At 71.3% G+C, this 20,305-nt stretch carries 20 protein-coding genes; 15 read left to right on the forward strand and 5 right to left on the reverse strand.

Features of this window, described 5'->3' with window-relative positions; genetic code table 11:
• Positions 1-11: 11 nt before the first annotated feature.
• The 7 genes from ACXJKB_RS16135 (at position 12) to ACXJKB_RS16165 (ending at position 6,976) form a co-directional block, all read left to right on the forward strand.
• Positions 12-422, forward strand: a complete 411-nt coding sequence (locus ACXJKB_RS16135) for a hypothetical protein (protein WP_457190093.1) — start codon at positions 12-14, stop codon at positions 420-422.
• A 69-nt stretch (positions 423-491) separates the two neighbouring features.
• Complete coding sequence (locus ACXJKB_RS16140) at positions 492-1,397, forward strand: diacylglycerol kinase (RefSeq protein WP_457190095.1); 906 nt, start codon at positions 492-494, stop codon at positions 1,395-1,397.
• 7 nt (positions 1,398-1,404) lie between these two features.
• On the forward strand, positions 1,405-4,209 hold the full coding sequence (locus ACXJKB_RS16145; RefSeq protein WP_457190097.1) for a DEAD/DEAH box helicase: 2,805 nt from the start codon (positions 1,405-1,407) through the stop codon (positions 4,207-4,209).
• Between the two features lie 76 nt (positions 4,210-4,285).
• Positions 4,286-5,221, forward strand: coding sequence for a 5'-3' exonuclease (locus tag ACXJKB_RS16150; RefSeq protein WP_457190099.1), 936 nt, complete (start codon positions 4,286-4,288; stop codon positions 5,219-5,221).
• Positions 5,222-5,231: 10 nt separating this feature from the next.
• Complete coding sequence (locus tag ACXJKB_RS16155) at positions 5,232-5,699, forward strand: Lrp/AsnC family transcriptional regulator (protein ID WP_457190101.1); 468 nt, start codon at positions 5,232-5,234, stop codon at positions 5,697-5,699.
• Between the two features lie 7 nt (positions 5,700-5,706).
• The gene (locus ACXJKB_RS16160) at positions 5,707-6,276 is read left to right on the forward strand and encodes a TetR/AcrR family transcriptional regulator (RefSeq protein ID WP_457190103.1); all 570 of its coding nucleotides are present in this window, start codon (positions 5,707-5,709) and stop codon (positions 6,274-6,276) included.
• Between the two features lie 52 nt (positions 6,277-6,328).
• The gene (locus ACXJKB_RS16165) at positions 6,329-6,976 is read left to right on the forward strand and encodes a maleylpyruvate isomerase family mycothiol-dependent enzyme (protein WP_457190164.1); all 648 of its coding nucleotides are present in this window, start codon (positions 6,329-6,331) and stop codon (positions 6,974-6,976) included.
• A 103-nt stretch (positions 6,977-7,079) separates the two neighbouring features.
• Here ACXJKB_RS16165 and ACXJKB_RS16170 read toward each other — a convergent pair whose 3' ends face one another.
• Positions 7,080-8,027 carry a type IV toxin-antitoxin system AbiEi family antitoxin domain-containing protein gene (locus tag ACXJKB_RS16170; protein ID WP_457190105.1) on the reverse strand — a complete coding sequence of 316 codons (948 nt, stop codon included), beginning with the start codon at positions 8,025-8,027 and terminating at the stop codon, positions 7,080-7,082.
• 250 nt (positions 8,028-8,277) lie between these two features.
• Positions 8,278-9,744 carry a KamA family radical SAM protein gene (locus tag ACXJKB_RS16175; protein WP_457190107.1) on the reverse strand — a complete coding sequence of 489 codons (1,467 nt, stop codon included), beginning with the start codon at positions 9,742-9,744 and terminating at the stop codon, positions 8,278-8,280.
• A 175-nt stretch (positions 9,745-9,919) separates the two neighbouring features.
• Between ACXJKB_RS16175 and kdd the strand changes: the two genes are divergently transcribed.
• The 7 genes from kdd to ACXJKB_RS16210 all read left to right on the forward strand — a co-directional run bounded on the left by kdd (position 9,920) and on the right by ACXJKB_RS16210 (position 17,009).
• Positions 9,920-10,999, forward strand: a complete 1,080-nt coding sequence (gene kdd, locus ACXJKB_RS16180) for an L-erythro-3,5-diaminohexanoate dehydrogenase (protein WP_457190109.1) — start codon at positions 9,920-9,922, stop codon at positions 10,997-10,999.
• Position 11,000: 1 nt separating this feature from the next.
• Positions 11,001-12,587, forward strand: a complete 1,587-nt coding sequence (gene kamD, locus ACXJKB_RS16185) for a lysine 5,6-aminomutase subunit alpha (RefSeq protein ID WP_457190111.1) — start codon at positions 11,001-11,003, stop codon at positions 12,585-12,587.
• On the forward strand, positions 12,584-13,321 hold the full coding sequence (gene kamE, locus ACXJKB_RS16190; RefSeq protein WP_191195630.1) for a lysine 5,6-aminomutase subunit beta: 738 nt from the start codon (positions 12,584-12,586) through the stop codon (positions 13,319-13,321). Before kamD ends, kamE begins: the two co-directional genes overlap by 4 nt.
• Entirely contained in the window at positions 13,318-13,719 is a 402-nt protein-coding gene (gene kal, locus ACXJKB_RS16195) for a 3-aminobutyryl-CoA ammonia lyase (RefSeq protein ID WP_457190113.1), read from the forward strand. Before kamE ends, kal begins: the two co-directional genes overlap by 4 nt.
• A gap of 418 nt (positions 13,720-14,137) precedes the next feature.
• Positions 14,138-15,703, forward strand: coding sequence for an apolipoprotein N-acyltransferase (gene lnt / locus ACXJKB_RS16200; protein WP_457190115.1), 1,566 nt, complete (start codon positions 14,138-14,140; stop codon positions 15,701-15,703).
• Positions 15,704-15,729: 26 nt separating this feature from the next.
• Complete coding sequence (locus ACXJKB_RS16205) at positions 15,730-16,452, forward strand: polyprenol monophosphomannose synthase (protein ID WP_457190166.1); 723 nt, start codon at positions 15,730-15,732, stop codon at positions 16,450-16,452.
• Positions 16,449-17,009, forward strand: coding sequence for an FxsA family protein (locus ACXJKB_RS16210; RefSeq protein ID WP_457190117.1), 561 nt, complete (start codon positions 16,449-16,451; stop codon positions 17,007-17,009). The genes ACXJKB_RS16205 and ACXJKB_RS16210 overlap by 4 nt, the downstream gene beginning before the upstream one ends.
• A 108-nt stretch (positions 17,010-17,117) precedes the next feature.
• Here ACXJKB_RS16210 and ACXJKB_RS16215 read toward each other — a convergent pair whose 3' ends face one another.
• The 3 genes from ACXJKB_RS16215 to ACXJKB_RS16225 all read right to left on the reverse strand — a co-directional run bounded on the left by ACXJKB_RS16215 (position 17,118) and on the right by ACXJKB_RS16225 (position 19,943).
• Positions 17,118-17,513, reverse strand: a complete 396-nt coding sequence (locus ACXJKB_RS16215; protein ID WP_224747745.1) for an RNA polymerase-binding protein RbpA — start codon at positions 17,511-17,513, stop codon at positions 17,118-17,120.
• Between the two features lie 236 nt (positions 17,514-17,749).
• The gene (locus ACXJKB_RS16220) at positions 17,750-19,111 is read right to left on the reverse strand and encodes an MFS transporter (protein ID WP_457190120.1); all 1,362 of its coding nucleotides are present in this window, start codon (positions 19,109-19,111) and stop codon (positions 17,750-17,752) included.
• 28 nt (positions 19,112-19,139) lie between these two features.
• Positions 19,140-19,943: a glycerophosphodiester phosphodiesterase gene (locus tag ACXJKB_RS16225; RefSeq protein ID WP_457190122.1), complete on the reverse strand. Its 804-nt coding sequence runs from the start codon at positions 19,941-19,943 to the stop codon at positions 19,140-19,142.
• A gap of 44 nt (positions 19,944-19,987) precedes the next feature.
• Here ACXJKB_RS16225 and ACXJKB_RS16230 point away from each other — a divergent pair, with 44 nt between their 5' ends.
• Complete coding sequence (locus ACXJKB_RS16230; protein WP_457190168.1) at positions 19,988-20,239, forward strand: zf-TFIIB domain-containing protein; 252 nt, start codon at positions 19,988-19,990, stop codon at positions 20,237-20,239.
• Positions 20,240-20,305: the final 66 nt, after the last annotated feature.

The raw sequence follows: 20,305 nt of genomic DNA on the forward strand, positions 1-20,305 counted from the left end.
AGGGTGGACCCATGCAGGCCACCCTCACCGACATCGACCCGTTCGACCTGCCGGAGTGGCTCGGCACCGGCGACGTGGTCTGGCGCGCCGACGAGGGCCTGCAGACCGGGCACCTCGTCCGCGGTCGGCTGGCGGCGGACCCGTCCGACCACCCGGCAGGGGCGTCGCAGGAGATCGTGTGCGACCTGCTGGCCGTCGACGAGGCCTACCCGGAGCCGGTCGTGGACGACGCGACCCGGCTGCGGGTCCACCAGGCGTGGCGCCACGGGCAGGTCGTGATCGGCGAGCACGGCTCGCGCATGGTCCTGGCCGTCCCGGGGACCCGCTTCGGCCCCGAGCTGGTGCTCGACGCCCTCGGCCGGCTGGCCCGGGCAGTCGGAGCACGCGCCGAGCGGTACGCCGTCCTGCTGCGGCTGGGCTGACCGCCACCGCCACCCGGGGGTCCGGGAGAGTCGAGCCGCCCGGTCGGTGCCGGGGGATAGGTTGGCGCCATGCACGACCCGGCTGCGCCCGACCGCCTCGTGCGGGGGCGGGAGATCGCCCTGCTGACCAACCCGACGTCGGGTCGCGGGCGGGGAGCACGCCACCGCGACGTCGCCCTGGCCCGGCTGCGGGAGAGCGGCTTCGTCGTGCGCAACCTCGCGGGTCGCGACGCCGACGAGGCGGCCGACCTGGCGCGCGCGTGCGTCGCCGACGGGGTCGAGGCGCTCGTGGTGTGCGGCGGCGACGGCCTCGTGCACCTCGGGGTGCAGGCTGTGGCCGGCACCGGCGTACCCCTGGGCGTGATCCCCAGCGGCACCGGCAACGACTTCGCGCGCTACCTCGACCTCCCGCGCACCGATCCCGTGGCGGCCGCCGACCGGGTCATCGCCTCGCGTCGGCGCACCATAGACCTGGCCCGCAGCGGCGACCGGTGGTTCGTGACCGTGCTGGCCGCCGGGTTCGACGCGATCGTCAACGAGCGTGCCAACGCGATGACCTGGCCCCGTGGCCAGATGCGCTACAACCTCGCCACGCTCGCGGAGCTCCGCACCTTCCGCCCGATCCCCTACGTGCTGCAGCTCGACGGCGAGACCGTCGAGCACGAGGCGATGCTCGTCGCCGTGGGCAACGGACCGTCGTTCGGGGGCGGGCTCCGGATCACCGAGGGCGCCCTCCTCGACGACGGGCTGCTCGACGTCGTCGTCATCACCCGGATGAGCAAGCCCAAGCTGGTCCGCTCCTACCCGCGGCTGTTCACCGGGACGATCGACGGCGTGGCGGAGTACGTCCACCGGCGGGTGCGGACCGTCACCGTGGCGGCGCCCGGCATCGTGTCGTACGCCGACGGCGAGCGCTTCGGCCCGCTGCCCCTGACCGTCGAGTGCGTCCCCGGCGCGCTGGACGTGATTGCATGAGGAACTGATGAGCGAGCACGACGACCAGCCCACGCCCGCCGAGCGCTACGCCGCGTTCCAGCGCGAGAAGCCCTTCCCGATGCTCAAGGACTTCGAGGGCCTCTACGGCTTCGAGCTCGACGACTTCCAGCTCCGCGCCTGCCGGGAGATCGAGGACGGACGCGGCGTGCTCGTCGCTGCCCCGACCGGGTCCGGCAAGACGGTCGTGGGCGAGTTCGCCATCCACCTGGCGCTCCAGACCGGGCGCAAGGCCTTCTACACGACGCCGATCAAGGCCTTGTCCAACCAGAAGTACCACGACCTGGTCAAGCGCTACGGCGCCGACAAGGTCGGCCTGCTGACCGGCGACAACGTGATCAACGGCGAGGCACCGGTGGTCGTGATGACCACCGAGGTGCTGCGCAACATGCTCTACGCCGGGTCGCGCACGCTGCTCGGCCTCGGGTTCGTGGTCATGGACGAGGTGCACTACCTCGCCGACCGGATGCGCGGGGCGGTGTGGGAGGAGGTCATCATCCACCTCCCGGAGTCGGTGACGCTCGTGTCCCTCTCGGCGACGGTCTCCAACGCCGAGGAGTTCGGCGAGTGGCTGGCCACCGTCCGCGGTGAGACCACGACGATCCTGGAGGAGAAGCGGCCGGTGCCGCTGTTCCAGCACGTCATGGTCGGCCGCCGCTTGCTCGACCTCTTCGCCTCCTCCGACGTCGACGCCAGCGCCGGCTTCGTGAAGGAGGGCGCGCCGGTCAACGACGAGCTGACCCGCATCGCCCGCGACGACTGGGCGAGCTCGCGGCTGATGCGCGACCGGCGTTCGCCGCGCAAGGGCAAGCCCGGGTCGCCCAAGAACCCCCGATCGGTGGGCAACGGACGCCGGGTGTGGATCCCGAGCCGCGTCGAGGTCGTCGAGCGCCTCGACCGTGAGGGCCTGCTGCCGGCGATCGTGTTCATCTTCAGCCGGGCCGGGTGCGACGCGGCCGTGACCCAGCTCGTGCAGGCCAACACCCGCCTGACGACCGCCGCCGAGCGCGACGAGATCTTCGCCCGGGTCGAGGAGGCGTCACGCACCCTGCCCGAGGAGGACCTCCACGTCCTGGGCTACCACGAGTTCCTCGACGGGCTGACCCGCGGCGTCGCCGCGCACCACGCCGGGCTGCTACCGGCGTTCAAGCAGGTCGTCGAGGAGCTGTTCCAGGAGGGCATGGTCAAGGTCGTCTTCGCCACCGAGACCCTGGCCCTCGGCATCAACATGCCCGCCCGCACTGTGGTGATCGAGAAGCTGTCGAAGTGGAACGGCGAGACCCACGCCAACCTGACGCCGGGGGAGTACACCCAGCTCACTGGTCGCGCGGGGCGGCGTGGCCTGGACATCGAGGGCCACGGCGTCGTGCTCTACCAGCCGGGGATGAACCCCGGTGAGGTCGCCGGCCTCGCCTCCACCCGCACCTACCCGCTCCGCTCCTCCTTCCGGCCGTCCTACAACATGGCGGTCAACCTCGTGCACCAGTTCGGCCGGGCGACGTCGCGTGAGCTGCTCGAGCAGTCCTTCGCCCAGTTCCAGGCCGACAAGGCCGTCGTCGGGCTGGCCCGGCAGGTGCACAAGGCCGAGGAGGCCCTCGACGGCTACCGCGAGGCCGCGACGTGCCACGTCGGCGACTTCATGGAGTACGCCGCCCTGCGCCGGCAGATCTCCGACCTCGAGAAGGGGGCCGCGCGCGAGCGTCGCATGGACCGCCGCGAGGAGGCGATGCGGTCGCTCGGGAAGCTGCGCCCCGGCGACGTGATCCACGTGCCCGCCGGCAAGTTCAGCGGCCTCGCGGTCGTGATCGACCCGGGCCACTCCGGCGACGAACCACGCCCCTACGTCCTCACCGCCGACCGCCAGGCGCGGCGACTCGCACCGATGGACTTCCCGACCCCGGTGGAGGCCATCGGGCGGCTGCGGATCCCCAAGTCGTTCAACGGGCGCAACCCGGCCATGCGGCGCGACCTCGCGACGGCACTCCGGTCCAAGGCCCACGACCTCGACGCGCCGGGGGAGCGGCGCGCCAAGCAGCGCGACTCCTTCGGCGACACCCCGACCGACCGGGAGGTCGCACGCCTGCGCACCGAGCTCAAGGCGCACCCGTGCCACCAGTGCCCCGAGCGCGAGGACCACTCGCGGTGGGCGGAGCGCTGGTTCAAGCTCCAGCGCGACACCGAGACCCTGAAGCGGCGGGTGGACAACCGCACCAACACGGTCGCGCGCACCTTCGACCGCGTCTGCGACGTCCTGGCCGCGCTCGGCTACCTCGAGGGCGACAAGGTCACCGAGAAGGGTTCGCACCTGCGGCGGATCTACACCGACATGGACCTCGTCGCCGCCGAGGCGATACGGGCCGGGCTGTTCGACGGGCTCGCCCCCTCCGAGCTGGCCGCCGTGCTGTCGGCGCTGGTGTTCGAGGCCCGGCGCGCCGACGACGCCACCTCGCCCAAGATGCCCGGTGGCCAGGTGCGGCCCGTGCTCGGCGAGCTCGTACGCCTCTGGGGCCAGCTCGACGCGCTCGAGCGGGACCACCACCTCGACTTCCTCCGCGAGCCCGACATGGGCTTCGCCTGGGCGGCGTGGCGCTGGGCCGAGGGCGACGCACTCGACGACGTGCTGATGGTGACCGGGCTGTCCGCCGGCGACTTCGTGCGCTGGATGAAGCAGCTGCTCGACCTGTGCGGCCAGGTGGCCGACGCGGCGGGCGAGAAGGAGCTGCGCGAGACGGCGCGGGCGACCGCCCGGCTGCTCAAGCGCGGCGTGATCGCCTACAGCGTGCTGGCCGACTGACGCGCGAGCGGGTCGACGGGCTCGCTGCGGTGCGGGGTCGGAACCGGCCGGGCCGGGATGTGGAAGGCTTCCGGCCATGGCCACCGGCGACCGTCTCCTGCTGCTCGACACCGCCTCGCTCTACTTCCGGGCGTTCTTCGGCGTGCCCGACTCGGTGAAGGCGCCCGACGGCACGCCCGTCAACGCCGTGCGCGGACTGATGGACTTCATCAGCCGCCTGGTGGGGGAGTACGACCCGACCCACCTGGCGTGCTGCTGGGACGACGACTGGCGCCCGCAGTGGCGCGTCGACCTGCTTCCGTCCTACAAGGCCCACCGGGTGGTCCGCGAGGTGCCGGGACCGAAGCCGGACGTCGAGGAGGTGCCTGACCCGCTCGAGACGCAGATCCCGATCATCCTGTCGGTGCTGGAGGCCTACGGCATCCCCGTCGTGGGGCACCCCGAGATGGAGGCCGACGACGTGATCGGCACGCTCGCCACCGACGCCGGCATGGCGGTCGACATCGTGACCGGCGACCGCGACCTCTTCCAGCTCGTCGACGACGGCGCCCAGGTGCGGGTGCTCTACGTCGCCCGCGGCGTCAGCAAGCACGAGCGGGTCGACAACGCGTGGGTGCGCGGCAAGTACGGCGTCGACGCCCACCAGTACGCCGACCTCGCGACGCTGCGCGGGGACGCCTCCGACGGCCTGCCCGGGGTCGCCGGCGTGGGGGACAAGACCGCGGCGACGTTGCTCAACAGGTTCGGCACCATCGACGCCGTCATCGCCGCGGCCGGCGACCCCGACTCCGACATGGGCCCCGGACCGCGCGGCAAGATCAAGGCGGCCGCCGACTACCTCGCCGTCGCGCCGCGCGTGGTCGCCGTACGCCGTGACCTCGACCTCGGCGGGCACGACCTGACCCGTCCCCGTACGCCTGCCGACCACGACGCGGTCGTCGCCCTCGATGCGCAGTGGGGGCTCGGCTCGTCTGCCGTGCGCCTGGTGGAGGCGCTGTCCGGCTCGCACTAGTGTGTCGCGCGTGAGCTCCTCCGAGGTCGAGTCCAAGGACCGGCAGATCCTCGCGCTGCTGGCCGCTGACGGGCGCATGTCCTTCACCGACCTGGGCAAGGCGACCGACCTGTCGACGTCCGCGGTGCACCAGCGTGTCAAGCGTCTCGAGCAGCGCGGGCTGATCACGGGCTACGGGGCGACCGTCGACCACGACCAGCTCGGTCGACCGCTGACGGCCTTCATCTCGATCACGCCGATCGACCCGTCACAGCCCGACGACTACCCCGACCGGCTCAAGGGCATCACGGAGATCGAGTCGTGCTGGTCGGTGGCCGGCGAGGAGTCCTACATCCTCAAGATCCGCGTCGCCACGCCGCTCGCGCTGGAGGAGCTGCTGGCCCGGATCCGCGCGGTCGCGAGCGTCTCCACCCGCACCACGATCGTGCTGTCGACACCTTTCGAGAACCGCCCCGTCGAGAACCGTCGCGTCGACTGACCGCGGGATGGTCGACCGTCGCACGCTGCTGCTCGACGCGGCCCTCGAGCTGGTCGGGACCCAGGGGATGCGCGGGCTGACGCACCGCGCCGTCGACGCGGCCGCCGACCTGCCTGCGGGGTCGACGTCCAACTACTTCCGCACCCGTGAGGCGCTGGTCCTCGGCATCGTCGAGCGGTTCATCGTCCGCGAGCGGGAGATGGCCACCTGGCCGCGCGACGAGGTCGACCCGACGCCGGCGGGCGTCGCCGAGGCGCTGGGCCGCTTCGTCGACCGCGCGCTCGGTCCCGACCGGATGGTGACGCTCGCCCGCTACGCCATCCTCGTCGAGACCGCACAGAACCCCGGACTGCGCGCCGGGATGGCGTCCGGTGCCGACCAGGTCGACACGTGGTCCCTCGACCTCGTCACCCGCGCCGGCTCCCTCGACCCGCAGCGCGACCTCGGCGTCCTCGCCAACTACGTCACCGGGCTCGTGCTCCACGAGCTGGCGCTGCCTTCGCCCGACCTCGATGCCGCGACGCGGATCCGTGCCGTGATCGACACCCTGGGCTGGCCCGGCGCCGATCGCTCTTGACCGCCGTCTCACTACAGGCGTAGTTTCCAGGGATGCGAGGTCCCTGGCCGTGATGGTCACCGCCGCGGTGCGGGACCTGACCCGCGCTCACCGACAGGGCTTCATCGAGACCCTCGAGGGGCTCACCCCCGACCAGTGGGAGAGGCCTTCACTGTGCAGCCAGTGGCGGGTGGTCGACGTCGCCGCCCACCTCGCGTGGGCCCCCGTCCTGGGCGTGCGTGCCGGCGCGGCTGCCATGGTCCGGCACGGGTTCTCGATGAACCGGATGATCGCCCGATCGGCCGTCGGGTGGTCCGAGCGCGGCGGAGACGCCGTCCTCGCCCAGCTGCGCGACAACGCGCGGACCGGCGCGACCCCGATCGGCATGCCCCCGGTCGCCGCCCTGGCTGACGCCGTCGTGCACGGGCTGGACGTACGCCGGCCCCTCGGGCTCCCGGGACAGGTGCCCGTCGAGTCGCTCGCCCCGCTCGCCGGGTTCGTCCTCGGCACGCCCTGGCCGATGAACGTCGTCGTCGGCGGGAGCGCGCGACGCCGGGTCGCCGGCGTACGCCTCGTGGCGAGCGACACCGACTGGACGTGTGGGTCCGGCCCGGACGTCCTGGCGCCGGCCGAGACCCTCCTGYTGGTCCTCTACGGCCGCCCCGTCGCTCCCGACGAGCTCACCGGCACCGGCGCCCCGGCCCTCCTCGCCCGGCTCTAGCAGACCTCTGCGTGCGGCAGCGATCCCCGGTCGGCCGGGGATCGCTGAACTTGTCAGGCCGTGCACGGGCCGACAACCTCCAGGAAAGCCTGACAACCCTGGGTCAGGCCGCTTCCGTACGGAACAGCCGGCGGATCCGGGCGGCTGTCTCGTCCGGACGGTAGAGGTCCGCCCAGACCAGGCGGATGCACCGCCATCCCGTGAGCTCGCAGATGAGCGACTCGCGTGCCTTCTCGCGGAGCACGCAGTCCGTCACGCTCTCGCCCAGGCGCCGGCGCTCCTCGTACTTGACCCTGCCATCGAACTCGAGGAACACACCCAGCGTCGGCCACGCCAGGTCCACGCGCGCGATCTCGCGTCCATGTGCGTCGTGGATCGCGTAGTTCGGGATCGGAGCCGGCAGCTGTTGGGCCCAACAAAGGAACCGTGAACGCGTCTCGCCGACGGACTCCGACCGTCCGTCCGCCAGCCGCAGGACCAGGTCGGTGGTGAGCGTCCGTGGCCACTCGGTCATCGATGCGTACCGCTCGCGCAGCAGCTCCGGCGTCGTGAGCTTGCGGTGCAGCAGGTGGTCGATCTCGACGAGCGCGTGCTCGACGTCCAGGACGGTTGTCAGCTCGAGTGCGGTCCTGGTGGCACTCATCGTCGTGACACCGTCGAGGTGGACGACGTCGCCTGGCTGGAGCCGGCCTCGGTGCTGCACGATGCCTGCCTCCGCGCGACCTGCCCGGTGGTCCGCCCGCGTGAGGTGGACCTGCGTCATGTCCAGGTCCCACATCGGAGCGCCGTACTCGTTCGCAGCACTGATGTGGCTCAGCGCGACGTCGGTGCGCGCCTGTCGCAGGGCAGCGCGGCACAGCACGGCGTACCGGCCGTTCGGGCTCAGGTCAGCCCGGGCATCGCCCATGACGTAGGCACCTCTTCGCACACGCACCCACGCGCCGGACTTCACGAGCATCGAGATGGCGTGGTCGTGGTAGCCGAGCGTCAGGGCTTCGTGGCGGGTGAAGACGCCATGGTCCGAGATGAGCTTGCGCAGCCGGGACTCCATCGCGCCACCGTCGCATCGCCTGGCGTGCTGCGTGGGCCGAACCGCGTCCGCCTGTGGATACAAGCACGATCGTCTGACCTGTGGACAGCTCAGGGCTCTGAAGGGCGTACGAAACCGCGCCTCAGCCGCGCGACCCCACGACGTTGTCAGGCTCTTCCGTACGTTGTCAGGCCGTGCACGGGTCGACAAGCTCAGCGATCCCCGGCTGACCGGGGATCGCTGAAAGGAAGACGGGTGACCGGCGGAGGACCTACCAGGCCTGGAGGGCGGCGGTGCGGCGGGAGGCCTCGGCCATCTCGGCGGCCTTGAGCGACGCCTCGTCGAGGCGCCCGTGCTGCTCCCACCACTGCTGCCCGGACTCGGGGAGGGTGTGGATCGGGTCGTAGTACTCGTAGTAGCGCGACAGGGCCTCGACGTCGTCGGCCTCGATCGAGGTGCGGTAGTTCTTCGTCCAATAGGAGATGCCGTGCTCGGTGTCGTAGTCGGCGTTCTGGTGCACCCAGCGCTTGCCGACGAACGGCACGTCGCACACGATGCGCGGCGTCGCGAAGCCCGGCAGGTAGCCCATGATGTGGTGCTGCAGGCGCTGGGCGTCGGCGAGCGAGACCCGCCAGTGCTCCGAGAACGGGATCATGTCGCACATGTAGAAGTAGTAGGGCATGATCTGCGCGCCGTCGAGGAGCCGGAAGCACAGGTCGAGCAGGGTGTGCGGGTCGGCGTTGACGCCGTCGAGCAGCACCCCCTGGTTGCGTACGTCGCGCAGGCCGGCGTCGAGCATCGCCCGCGAGGCCTCGGCCACGATCGGCGTGATCGAGTTCGCGTGGTTGGCGTGGGTGTGCATCGCCAGCGAGACGCCGCGCGAGCGGGCGACGGCGGCGACGCGGGCGACGCCCTCGACCACGTCGGGCTGCAGCCAGTGCTGCGGCAGGCCGATGAGCGCCTTGGTCGCGAGCCGGATGTCGCGGATGTTGTCCACCTCGAGCACCGACATCAGGAACGCCTCGAGGCGCGGCCACGGCATGTTGGCGACGTCGCCACCGGAGACCACGACATCGCGCACGGACGGCGTACGACGCAGGTAGTCGATCATGTCGCCGAGCCGGTCGTTGGGCTTGCCGGCGAACTTCAGCTTGTCGATGACCGCGGTCGAGTTGCCGACGAGGTCCATGCGGGTGCAGTGGCCGCAGTACTGCGGGCACGTCGGCAGCAGCTCGGCGAGCACCTTGGTGGGGTAGCGGTGGGTGAGGCCCTCGGTCGCCCACATGTCGTGCTCGTGGAGCGAGTCGCGCGCGGCGTGCGGGTGGGAGGGCCAGTCGGTGCGGCGGTCGCTGAAGACCGGGACCATGTAGTGGCGCACCGGGTCGGCGTAGAACGCCTCGGTGAGCGAGCCCGGGCCCGCCGGCGTCACGGTCGGCACCATCGTGTTCATCATCTGCGGCGGCACGAGCATCGACATCGTGGCCCGCTCGGCCTGGTCGCGCTCGAGGTCGGCGTAGAAGCGCTCGTCGATCAGATCGCCCATCAGCTCCCGCAGCTGCTTGACGTTCTTGATGCAGTGGGCGCGCTGCCACTGGACAGAGGCCCAGTCCGCGGCGGTCACGTCGGACCAGCCCGGGAAGCGCGTCCAGTCGGGCTCGACGAGCTCGACCCGCTGGTAGGGGTAGGGCTGGCCGGTGGCGAGTGCCCCCTCCAGCGAGGTGGCGGTCTCGATGCTCATGGGTTCTCCTCGCGGTGGCCCCGGACCGCGGTGAGCGGCGGGGGTCAGGTCTGACGGCGCGCCGGTTGTGTGTGCGGCGACACATCTGGGAGAGTACGTGGAGAACATGCGGCGAGTCCAATGCCACGCCGCAAGATTTGCGGTTCTACGCGACGAACCTAGAAGGATGCCCTGCATGAACACCTCCTCGGACATCCAGGCGGACGTCCGCACCAGCGACCCGACCGGCCTGCACCGTGTCCTCGACGACGGCGCCGTGCTGCCCCAGGCCGCCCGGCGGCTCGACACCCGCGCCGAGCTCTGGCCCGACGAGGTGCGCATCCGCGTCGAGCGGCTCAACCTCGACGCCGCGTCGTTCCGCCAGCTCGAGCGCAAGCACACGAAGTACGGCGAGAGGCACGGCGACGCCGTCCGCGCTGAGGTGCTCGACATCGTCGCCACCCGCGGCAAGATGCAGAACCCCGAGACCGGCTCCGGCGGGATGCTCGTCGGCACGGTCGAGGAGGTCGGTCCCGAGTCGCCGCTCGGCCTCGCGGTGGGGGACCGCGTCGCGACCCTGGTCAGCCTCACGCTGACCCCGCTCGTCATCGAGGACGGCCTGGCCCGATGGGACGGCGACAGCGAGCAGGTGCCGTGCGACGGCTACGCCGTGCTGTTCGGCCGCTCGATCGCCGCCGTCATCCCCGACGACCTCGACCCGGCCCTCTCGCTCAGCGTGATGGACGTCTGCGGCGCTCCGGCTCTCACCGCCCGCGTCGTGGAGGAGTACGTCGCCCGCGGGCACGCCCCGGTCGTCGCGGTCATCGGGGGAGCGGGCAAGTCCGGCTCCCTCAGCCTGGCCGCCGCCCGCAAGGCCGGCGCCTCCCGCACGATCGGCGTCGTGCCCCACGAGGCCGAGCACGACCTCCTCACCGCCGCCGGCCTCGCCGACGCCGTCGCGGTCTCCGACGCCCGCGACCCGATCGCGCTGCGGGACGCCGTCACCGCCGCCGGCGGGCCGGCCGACGTCACCGTCGTGTGCGTCGACGTCCCCGGGTGCGAGGGCGGCGCGATCCTCGCCACCGCCGAGGGTGGCACCGTGATCTTCTTCTCCATGGCCACCAGCTTCAGCGCCGCCGCCCTGGGCGCCGAGGGCCTGGCCGCCGACGTGCGGATGCTCGTCGGCAACGGCTACGTCCCCGGCCACGCGGCCTACGCGATGGAGCTGCTGCGTGGCGACGCCGGTGTCCGCGGACTCTTCGAGCGGAGGATCTGACATGGCCCGCCCCACGAGCGCGCTCGGCATCGACCGCGGCGACGTACGCCGTGCCCGCACGCTGGCCCGCCAGGTCGGCAAGCCGATCGTCGACCTCGCCCAGCGCCACACGACGGTGAGCGTCGAGCGCGCCACCCTGCGCCTGGCCGGGCTCGGCGGCGCCGACCCGGACGGCACCCCGTGGGTCAACCGGCTCGCCGACGTCGTACGCGCCGACGTCGGGCTCGAGCACGGCGTCAGCCTGCCGGTGTGGGACGCCCTGCTCCGAGGCGAGGGTGACGACCTGCTCACGCTCGCCCAGAAGGCGGCCGCCGGCTCGGTGACGTTCCGCGTGCCCGAGGGCAAGGACGCGAAGCGCGCGAGCACTGCCGCCCGCAAGGCGGTCGGGGCCGGCATCAAGCAGGTCGACCGGCAGCGTGTCGCCCGCGAGCGGATGATCGCGAAGGTCGGCGACGCCCCGAGCAAGCCCTGGATCTACCTCATCGTCGCCACCGGCGACATCCACGAGGACATCCCGCAGGCGCAGGCCGCCGCCCGCGAGGGTGCCGACGTCATCGCCGTGATCCGCTCGACCGGCCAGTCGCTGCTCGACTTCGTCCCGGAGGGCGCCACTCGCGAGGGCTTCGCCGGCACCTACGCCACGCAGGAGAACTTCCGCCTGATGCGGGCCGCCCTCGACGAGACGTCGAGGGAGCTCGGTCGCTACGTCCGCCTCACCAACTACGCCTCCGGGCTGTGCATGCCGGAGATCGCGGCGCTCGCCGGGCTCGAGCGGCTCGACATGATGCTCAACGACTCGATGTACGGGATCCTCTTCCGCGACATCAACCCGATCCGCACCTTCGTCGACCAGCGCTTCAGCCGCCAGGTCCACGCACGCGCGGGGATCATCATCAACACCGGCGAGGACAACTACCTCACCACCGCCGACGCGATCGAGGCCGCCCACACGGTCACGACGAGCCAGCTGCTCAACGAGTACTTCGCCAAGGAGGCCGGGCTCGAGGACTGGCAGCTCGGCCTGGGCCACGCCTTCGAGATCGACCCTGAGGTGCCCGACTCGTTCCGACTCGAGCTGGCCCACGCCATGCTCGCCCGCGAGCTGTTCCCGGACGCGCCGCTCAAGTGGATGCCGCCCACCCGGCACATGACCGGCGACATCTTCAAGGGCTACCTGCTCGACGGCTTCTTCAACCTCGTCGGCGCCATGACCGGCCAGGGCATCCTGCTCGTCGGCATGATGACCGAGGCCGTCGTGACGCCGTGGATCTCCGACCGCGACCTGGCCCTGCAGAACGTCCGCTACGTGATGAACGCCGCCGGCAACCTGCGCGAGGACTTCCACCCCTCGCCCGACGGCTTCATCGCCTCGCGCGCCCGGGAGGTGCTGGGCGAGGCGGTCGGCCTGCTCGAGGACATCAAGGCCGACCGCAGCGTGCCGGGGGAGCCGCCGCTGCTCTCGGCGATCGCCGACGGCACCTTCGGCCTGATGAAGCGCCCGGCCGACAAGGGCAGGGGCCTCGACGGCGTCGCCGAGAAGGCGCCCGACTACTACAACCCGGCGACCGAGATCCTGGAGGAGAAGTGAGTCTGATCCGACCGTATGGCGACACCACCGGCGACGGCATGGTGCAGCTGTCGTTCACCCTCCCGATCGAGCACTCCAAGGTCGCCGAGGGCGCTGCCGCGCAGCTGGCCAACAAGATGGGCATGGACCCGGCCCTGGTCGTCCACGCCAAGCCGATGGGGGAGGGCTTCACCTTCTTCGTCGTCTACGGCCGGGTCAACCACCTCGTCGACCCCAGCACGGTCGAGGTCGTGGAGCGCGACTACCCGCTGCTGACGCCCAAGGAGGCCAACGCCGCGATCAAGCGGTCGATGCGGCGCCGCCTGGTGGTCGTGGGCGGCTGCATCGGCACCGACGCCCACACCGTCGGCATCGACGCGATCCTCAACATCAAGGGGTTCGCGGGGGAGAAGGGCCTGGAGTACTACCGCGAGCTCAAGGTCGTGAACCTCGGCGCCCAGGTGTCCGTCCCGCAGCTGGTCGAGGCCGCCCGCGAGGAGAAGGCCGACGCCGTGCTTGTCTCGCAGGTGGTCACCCAGCGCGACGCCCACCTGCTCAACACGCGTGAGATGTCCGCGGCCTTCCGCGAGGCCTACCCGGCCGCCAAGCGCCCCCTGCTCGTCGTCGGCGGACCCCGCTTCGACGAGACGATGGCCGGCGAGCTCGGTGTCGACCGCGTCTTCAGCAGGGGTACGACGCCGGGCGAGGTCGCGTCGTTCATCGTCCACCGACTCACCCAGGAGAAGGCCTCATGAACGACGACCGCACCGGCACCGTGGTCACCCACCGCCGCTACGTCCCCTACTCCCACGCGCACTACGCCGGCAACCTCGTGGACGGGGCCTACAGCCTCGGCCTGTTCGGCGACGTGGCCACGGAGATGTGCATCGTCCTCGACGGCGACGAAGGGCTGTTCGCGTCCTACTCCGACGTCCAGTTCCGGGCGCCGGTCCGGGCCGGCGACGTCCTCGAGATCACCGCGACGCTGGTGAAGGAGGGGACCCGCAGCCGGGTGATGGACTTCGCCGTGAACGTCGTCGGGAGGGGCGCTCCGAGCGACGCCGCACCGGGGCGCGCGGAGGTCCTGGACCCGCCGGTGGTCGCCACGACCGCCACGGGCACGGTCGTCGTCCCGCCCGCACCGCGCGACTGATACCCCATCGTCGGCGTGTCATGCGCCGACACGCCGACGGGGCTGAGATTTGTCGGACGAGTTTCGCCCGGCCCCCGGTCCGTTGACCTGCAGGAACGCACGTCGTCGCAGGTCAGGGGCGTGTTGACACCTCCTCGCGAGGACGAGAGGGTTCCGGGGTCCGCCTGTGCAGCTCGCGGGTGGCGCCTTCGGCAGAGCGGAGACGAGCGTGGGGCACGCGGAGCCAGCGGTGCCCACCGCCCGTCGACCGGTCGACGGCGCCCCGCGGGGGCTGGATGCGGGAGGGACCACAGGGCCGTAGACAACTTCGCGCGCTCGTCAGCCAGACGAGTGCGTGTTGGTCCGAAGCCCCCCGGTTCCTCCCGCACCGCTGCAGGCGCTCGATGCTCCCCATCGGGCCGTCGGCTACGGTCTGTGCGTGTTGCTCCGCTGCCTCCTCGCCCTCGCCGGCGGGCTCGTGCTGGCGGCGGCGTTCGAGCCGGTCGGCTACTCGTGGCTGATGCCCCCCGCGATCGCGGTGCTCGTCCTGTGCGTGCGCGGCCTGGAGCCGCGTCGGGCGTGGCTCCCGAGCCTGGTCTTCGGGGTGGGTTTCGTCTACGCCGTGATGGTCTGGATGCGCTCGGTCGGCACGGACGCCTGGATCGCGATGTGCGCCATGGAAGCGGCCTTCTTCGTGCCCCTCGGCATCGGGATCTCGTGGAGCATGCGGGTGCGCGCGTGGCCGGTCCTCGCCGCGCTGTGGTGGGTCGGGATCGAGACGTTGCGCAGCGGATTCCCCTTCAGCGGGATGCCGTTCGGCCGGCTGGTCTACGCGACGGCCGGCACCCCGTGGGCCGACGCCCTGCCGTGGATCGGCATGGTCGGCGTCAGCTTCCTCGTCGCGCTGACGGGCACGACGCTCGCGTGGGTCGTGCTGCAGGTGCGCTCGCCCACCCGGACGACGTACGCCGTCGTGGCCGGGCTGGCCGTGGTGACCCTCGCGCCCGCGCTCGTGCCGTTCCCACTCGAGCGCAGCGGCACGGCCACGGTCGCGGCCGTGCAGGGCGACGTGCCCGGCACGGGCCTCAACGTGCCGGCCGTCCACCGCGAGGTGACGGCCAACCACGTGCGGCTCACCGAGGACCTCGCCGACGCGGTCGCCGCGGGGGAGAAGCCGCTCCCCGACTTCGTGGTCTGGCCGGAGAACTCCACGGCTGTCGACCCGTTCCTCGACACCGAGGTCCACGCCGGCATCGTCGCGGCCTCCGACGCGATCGGCGTGCCGATCCTCGTGGGCGGCACCAACAGCAACCCGCTCGACGACACCCAGGTGCTCAACCAGGGGATCGTCTACCAGCCGGGCCTCGGCAGCGGTGACCGCTACACCAAGCGGCACCCGGTGCCCTACGGCGAGTACATCCCCTTCCGCGGCAGCAGCTGGATGCCGTCGACCTACGGCCGGCTCACCGAGGTCCCGCGAGACATGGTCCGCGGCACCAGCCTGGAGCCGATCCGGATCGGCGGCCTGCGCGTGGCCGATGCGATCTGCTTCGACGTGGCCTACGACGAGGGCATCGCCGGCCAGGTGTCGCGAGGCGCCGAGCTGGTCACGGTGCAGACGAGCAACGCGATGTTCAGCCGCACCGGCCAGCTCGCGCAGCAGTTCGAGATCAGCCGTCTGCGGGCGCAGGAGACCGGACGCTGGGTGGTCGTGGCCGCGATCAACGGCATCTCCGGCGTCGTACGCCCTGACGGCACCGTGGTCGCCTCGGTCCCGGCGCGCGGGCAGGAGGTCCTCGTGGAGGACGTCGGCCTCAGCACGACCCGCACCCTCGCCGTCCGGCTCGGCGTCTGGCCGGGACGACTCGTGATGCTCTTCCTCGTCCTGCACACAGCGGTGGTGCTCATCACCTATCGTCGTCGCCGGCAGCGCGACCGCGTCGGCCACGAGCTGCAGCAGCCCCTGCAGCCCCCGCAACCAGTGGAGCGAGGTACGCCCGCGTGAGTGTCGACGGCCTCGGCCGCTGCGTGATGGTCGTCCCGACCTACAACGAGTCGGAGAACCTCGAGTGGATCGTCGGGCGGCTGCGTGCCGCCCAACCCGGCGTCGACGTGCTGGTCGTCGACGACAACAGCCCCGACGGCACCGGTGACCTCGCCGACCGCCTGGCGGCCGCCGACCCGGCCGTGAAGGTCGTGCACCGCACCGAGAAGGCGGGACTGGGCGCCGCGTACCTCCACGGCTTCGACGTAGCGCTCCGCGCGGGCTACGACGTCATCGGCGAGATGGACGCCGACGGCTCCCACCAGCCCGAGCAGCTGCAGCGGCTGCTCGACGCGCTGCACACCGCCGACCTCGTGATCGGCTCGCGCTACGTCCCGGGTGGGTCGGTGGTCAACTGGCCCGTCCAGCGCCTGCTGCTCTCGCGCGGCGGCAACCTCTACGTCCGGCTGCTGCTCGGCATCCGCGTCAAGGACGCAACGGCCGGCTACCGCCTGTTCCGTCGTACGACGCTCGAGGCGATCGACCTTGGCTCGGTGAGGTCTACTGGATACGTGTTCCAGACCGACCTCGCCTACCGCACCGTGAGTCGCGGCCTCCGCCTGACGGAGGTGCCGATCGAGTTCATCGAGCGCGAGCGCGGCGACTCCAAGATGAGCGGGCACGTCGCGAGCGAGTCGCTGCGGATGATCACCCGGTGGGGGCTCTCCGAGCGTCGCCGGCAGCTTCGACGGGCCAGGGCGCGGGCATGACCGCTCCCACCCCGCCCACAGGTCCGCGACGGCGCCGCCGGTGGGTGCGCCCGGTCCTCGCCGTCGCGTTCGTCGTCGTGCCGCTGGTCGAGATCTGGGCCATCCTGCAGGTCGGCCAGCTCGTCGGACCCTGGTGGACCATCGTCCTGCTCGTCCTCGACAGCATGCTCGGCGCATGGCTGATCAAGCGTGAGGGCGGTCGCGCGTGGATCGCCCTGCGCGAGGCGCTCCAGAGCGGCCGGATGCCCGCCCGCGAGATCGCCGACGGAGCCCTGATCCTCATCGGCGGCACGCTGATGCTCAGCCCCGGCTTCGTCCTCGACATCGCCGGGATCGTGCTGATCCTGCCGTTCACCCGGCCCGTGGCACGCCGACTGCTCACCAAGGTGGTCGAGCGCCGTCTGGTGGTGGCGCCCAGCTTCGGTACGCCGTTCGGACGCCCGGGGGGCGTACCGGGGTTCGGCCCCGGGTTCGGAGCCGGTTTCGGTCCCGGAGACGACGAACGCCCCGGACCGGGGCCCGGAGGCCCGGTGGTCCGGGGCGACGTCGTCGAGTGAAGGGTCTCGGTACAGCCGGGCGCGAGCTCGCAAGCTCGCTCGCGCGGCCACTCGACCTCCCCTGACGACGGTGCCCGCGAGCTCCGCTAGCAGGCACCTGTCAGGTGATCAGCTGACCCGCTTCTTCTTGTTGGCGCGGTGCAGGTGCGCCGGGCCGATCTCGCCGCCGCGCAGCAGCTCGAGGCGCTCCTTGAGGATGTCCTCGAGCTCCTTCTCCGAGCGACGCTCCAGGAGCATGTCCCAGTGCGTACGAGCCGGCTTCTCGACCTTGGCCTCCGGGAGGATGCCCGCGGTGCTCAGCGCCTCGGCGCCGCAGCGCGGGCACTCCCACACTGCCGGGATGTCGGCCTCGACCGACATCGTGACCTCGAAGTCATGTCCTTGCTTGCACCGGTAACCGACCTGCTGACGAGCTGCGAACTCGATGCCGCGCTCATCCTCGAAACTCTGGCCGCCGAGCCGTGCGCCACGTAGTGTGCGCTCCGCCACCGTGCCCACCTCCATTGGGTTGCTGACACCCGTTGTGTTGTGTTCGGGTTCTCCAGGTGCAACGAGCCAGACCGTGGATCGTGACGCCGCTGGTGACGACGCGGCTCGGCTGCGCCTGGAACTTCTACGATCTTCAACGGTAGCGGGGACAGCACAATTCCGTGGATTCGTGGTGGTGTCGGCCACGCTCAGGCGAGACGAACTTCACCCCAGGGGGTGATGTCTGCCTTCCGGGGTGCGGGTCGGTCGGCTCAGATCACGGCGGGCACGTCGTTGCCGGCCTCGCGGATGCCCCGCTCGGTGTCGACGCGGGTCAGCAGCAGCCCACCGATGACGAAGAAGGCGATCAGGGCGAACAGCGCCGGCCGGTAGGAGTCCGTGATGGCCAGCACGATGCCGAAGGTCGCGGTGCCGAACCACGACGTCCCGCGATCCATCGCGTGGTAGAAGCTGAAGTACTCCGCCTCCTTGCCTCGGGGGATCAGGAGCGAGAAGTACGACCGGGCGAGGGCCTGGGTGCCGCCGAGCACGATGCCGATCGCGACGCCCATCAGCAGGAAGAGCGCGACGTTGCCGGCGGGCAGGAACAGGCCCGCGGTCACGATGACGCACCAGATCACGAGGCCCATCAGGATGGTCCGCTTGGCGCCTATCCGGCCCGCGAGCCGGCCGAAGAGCAGCGCACCGCCGAAGGCGACGAACTGCACCATGAGGATGGTCGCGATCAGGATCGTCTGGCCGTGGCCGAGCTCCTCGGAGCCGTAGACCGACGCGGACGCGATGACGGTCTGGATCCCGTCGTTGAAGAACAGGTAGGCGATCAGGAACGTCAGCGCCATCGGGTACTGGCGCATGTCGCGCAGGGTGGCGACGAGTTGGCCGAAGCTGCGGCGGATCGCGTTGCCCTCGACCTGCTCGACGGCCACGGGCGGGTGGTCGTTGAGCCGGAGGTAGGGGATGAAGGTGAACCCGGCCCACCACACGGCGGCCGACAGCATGCACAGGCGGGCGGCGAGCGCCTCGTCGAGCCCCAGGGCCTCGTGGCCGAGGTAGACGGCCAGGTTGAGCACGAGCAGGAGGCCGCCGCCGAGGTAGCCGAACGCCCAGCCGCGCGAGGAGACCCGGTCCCGGTCGTCCTCGTCGGAGATGAGCGGGAGGATCGAGTCGTTGACCACGCCGGCCGCGCCGAAGAACAGGTTGCCCAGCACGATGCCGACGGCGGCGAGCTGCCAGTTGTCACCGGTGGCGAAGAAGATCAGGGCGGCGAAGAACGAGCCGATCCAGGCCAGGGTCGCCAGCAGCCGCTTCTTGTTCGCGACACGGTCGGCGTACGCCCCCAGCGGCGGCAGGACCAGCGCGGACAGGATCGTGGAGACCGTGATCAGCCAGAAGAACAGCGAGTCCGGCGGGAGCGAGAGCCCGGCCACCTCGAAGCGGCCGTCCTCGCCGCCGACGGCGTTCTCGGCGAGGTTGATGAAGTAGGGGCCGAAGAAGACGGTGCCGATGGTGGTCGTGTAGGCGCTGTTCGCCCAGTCGTACCAGTACCAGGCCTTCTGCTCCCGGGCCTGCTCCAGCGGCTTGAGGTTGGCGATCCCGCCGTCCACGTCGGTCATGCGTTCCCCTCCATGCGGTCCCCGGACCTCAGAGGTCGGGGCCGTTCCACTGTCCGCGTGCGCGGAGCACGTCCCTGAGTATGTCCGTGCGATCGGTCATGATGCCGTCGACACCACGGTCCAGGAGGGCGTTCATCTCAATTGGGTCGTCGATGGTCCACACGTGCACCTGGACGCCTACCGCCTGCGCCCGTCGTACGAGCCCGCGTGAGACCACGAGCACCCGACCGCGGCGGTGGGGCACCTGCAGCGCCACCGGCCGACCGCGGGTGAGCCACCGGGCGAGCCGGGCGCTGGGGGAGAGCACGAAGGCGACCACCTCGAGCGGGTGGGCGGACGTGGCCACCCGGCCTCCCGTGCGCCGGCGGAACGCGTTCATCCGGCGGCCGGAGAACGAGCCGACCAGCACCCGGTCCCACGCCTGGTGCTCCTCGATGAACTGCGCGAGCGACTCGACCGCGTCCTCGGACTTGATGTCGATGTTGAACCGCGCGCCCGGGAAGGCGTCGAAGAGGTCGGCCAGGGTCGGCACCCGCTCCCGCCCGCCGATCATCGCCTGCTGCACCTCGTCGTACGTCGAGTCCGCGATGCTGCCGGTGCGGTCGGTCACCCGGTCCAGGACCGTGTCGTGGAAGGCCAACAGCACCCCGTCGCTGGTCACGTGGACGTCGGTCTCGAGATAGGTGTAGCCCAGCTCCACCGCATGGGTGAACGCCGCGAGCGTGTTCTCGAGGCCCTCGATGTCCGGGTGGTAGGCGCCGCCGCGATGGGCGAAGGCCAGCGGGCGTCGGGCGTCGAGGTAGGCCGGTCCAGTCGGGTGCGGTGGTTCCACGCGAGAAGTATGGGGGTCAGCGGTACCGTCGGGGGATGGAGAGCATGACGTGTCCCCGGTGCGGTGTCGAGATGGATCAGCGGAGCCTTGGCGAGGCGACGGTCAGCTCGTGCCCCGAGGGGCACGGGGTGTTCCTCGCGCGCGCCGACCTGGGCATGCTGGTCGAGGCCGAGAACGACTGGCACCGCAACGCCGGCCAGCACACCGCACCCCTGCCCCGCATCACCGCTGACATGACCGCCCCGCCCGCCGCCGGCAAGGTCTCCCGCGCCTGGGTGGAGACTCTGTTCAGCTGAGCCACCTCCTCGCTGGTCGAGCAGGCCCCATCCCCTCGCTGGTCGAGTAGCCGAGCGAGGAACGAG

The organism is Nocardioides sp. P5_E3 (genome assembly GCF_054049275.1).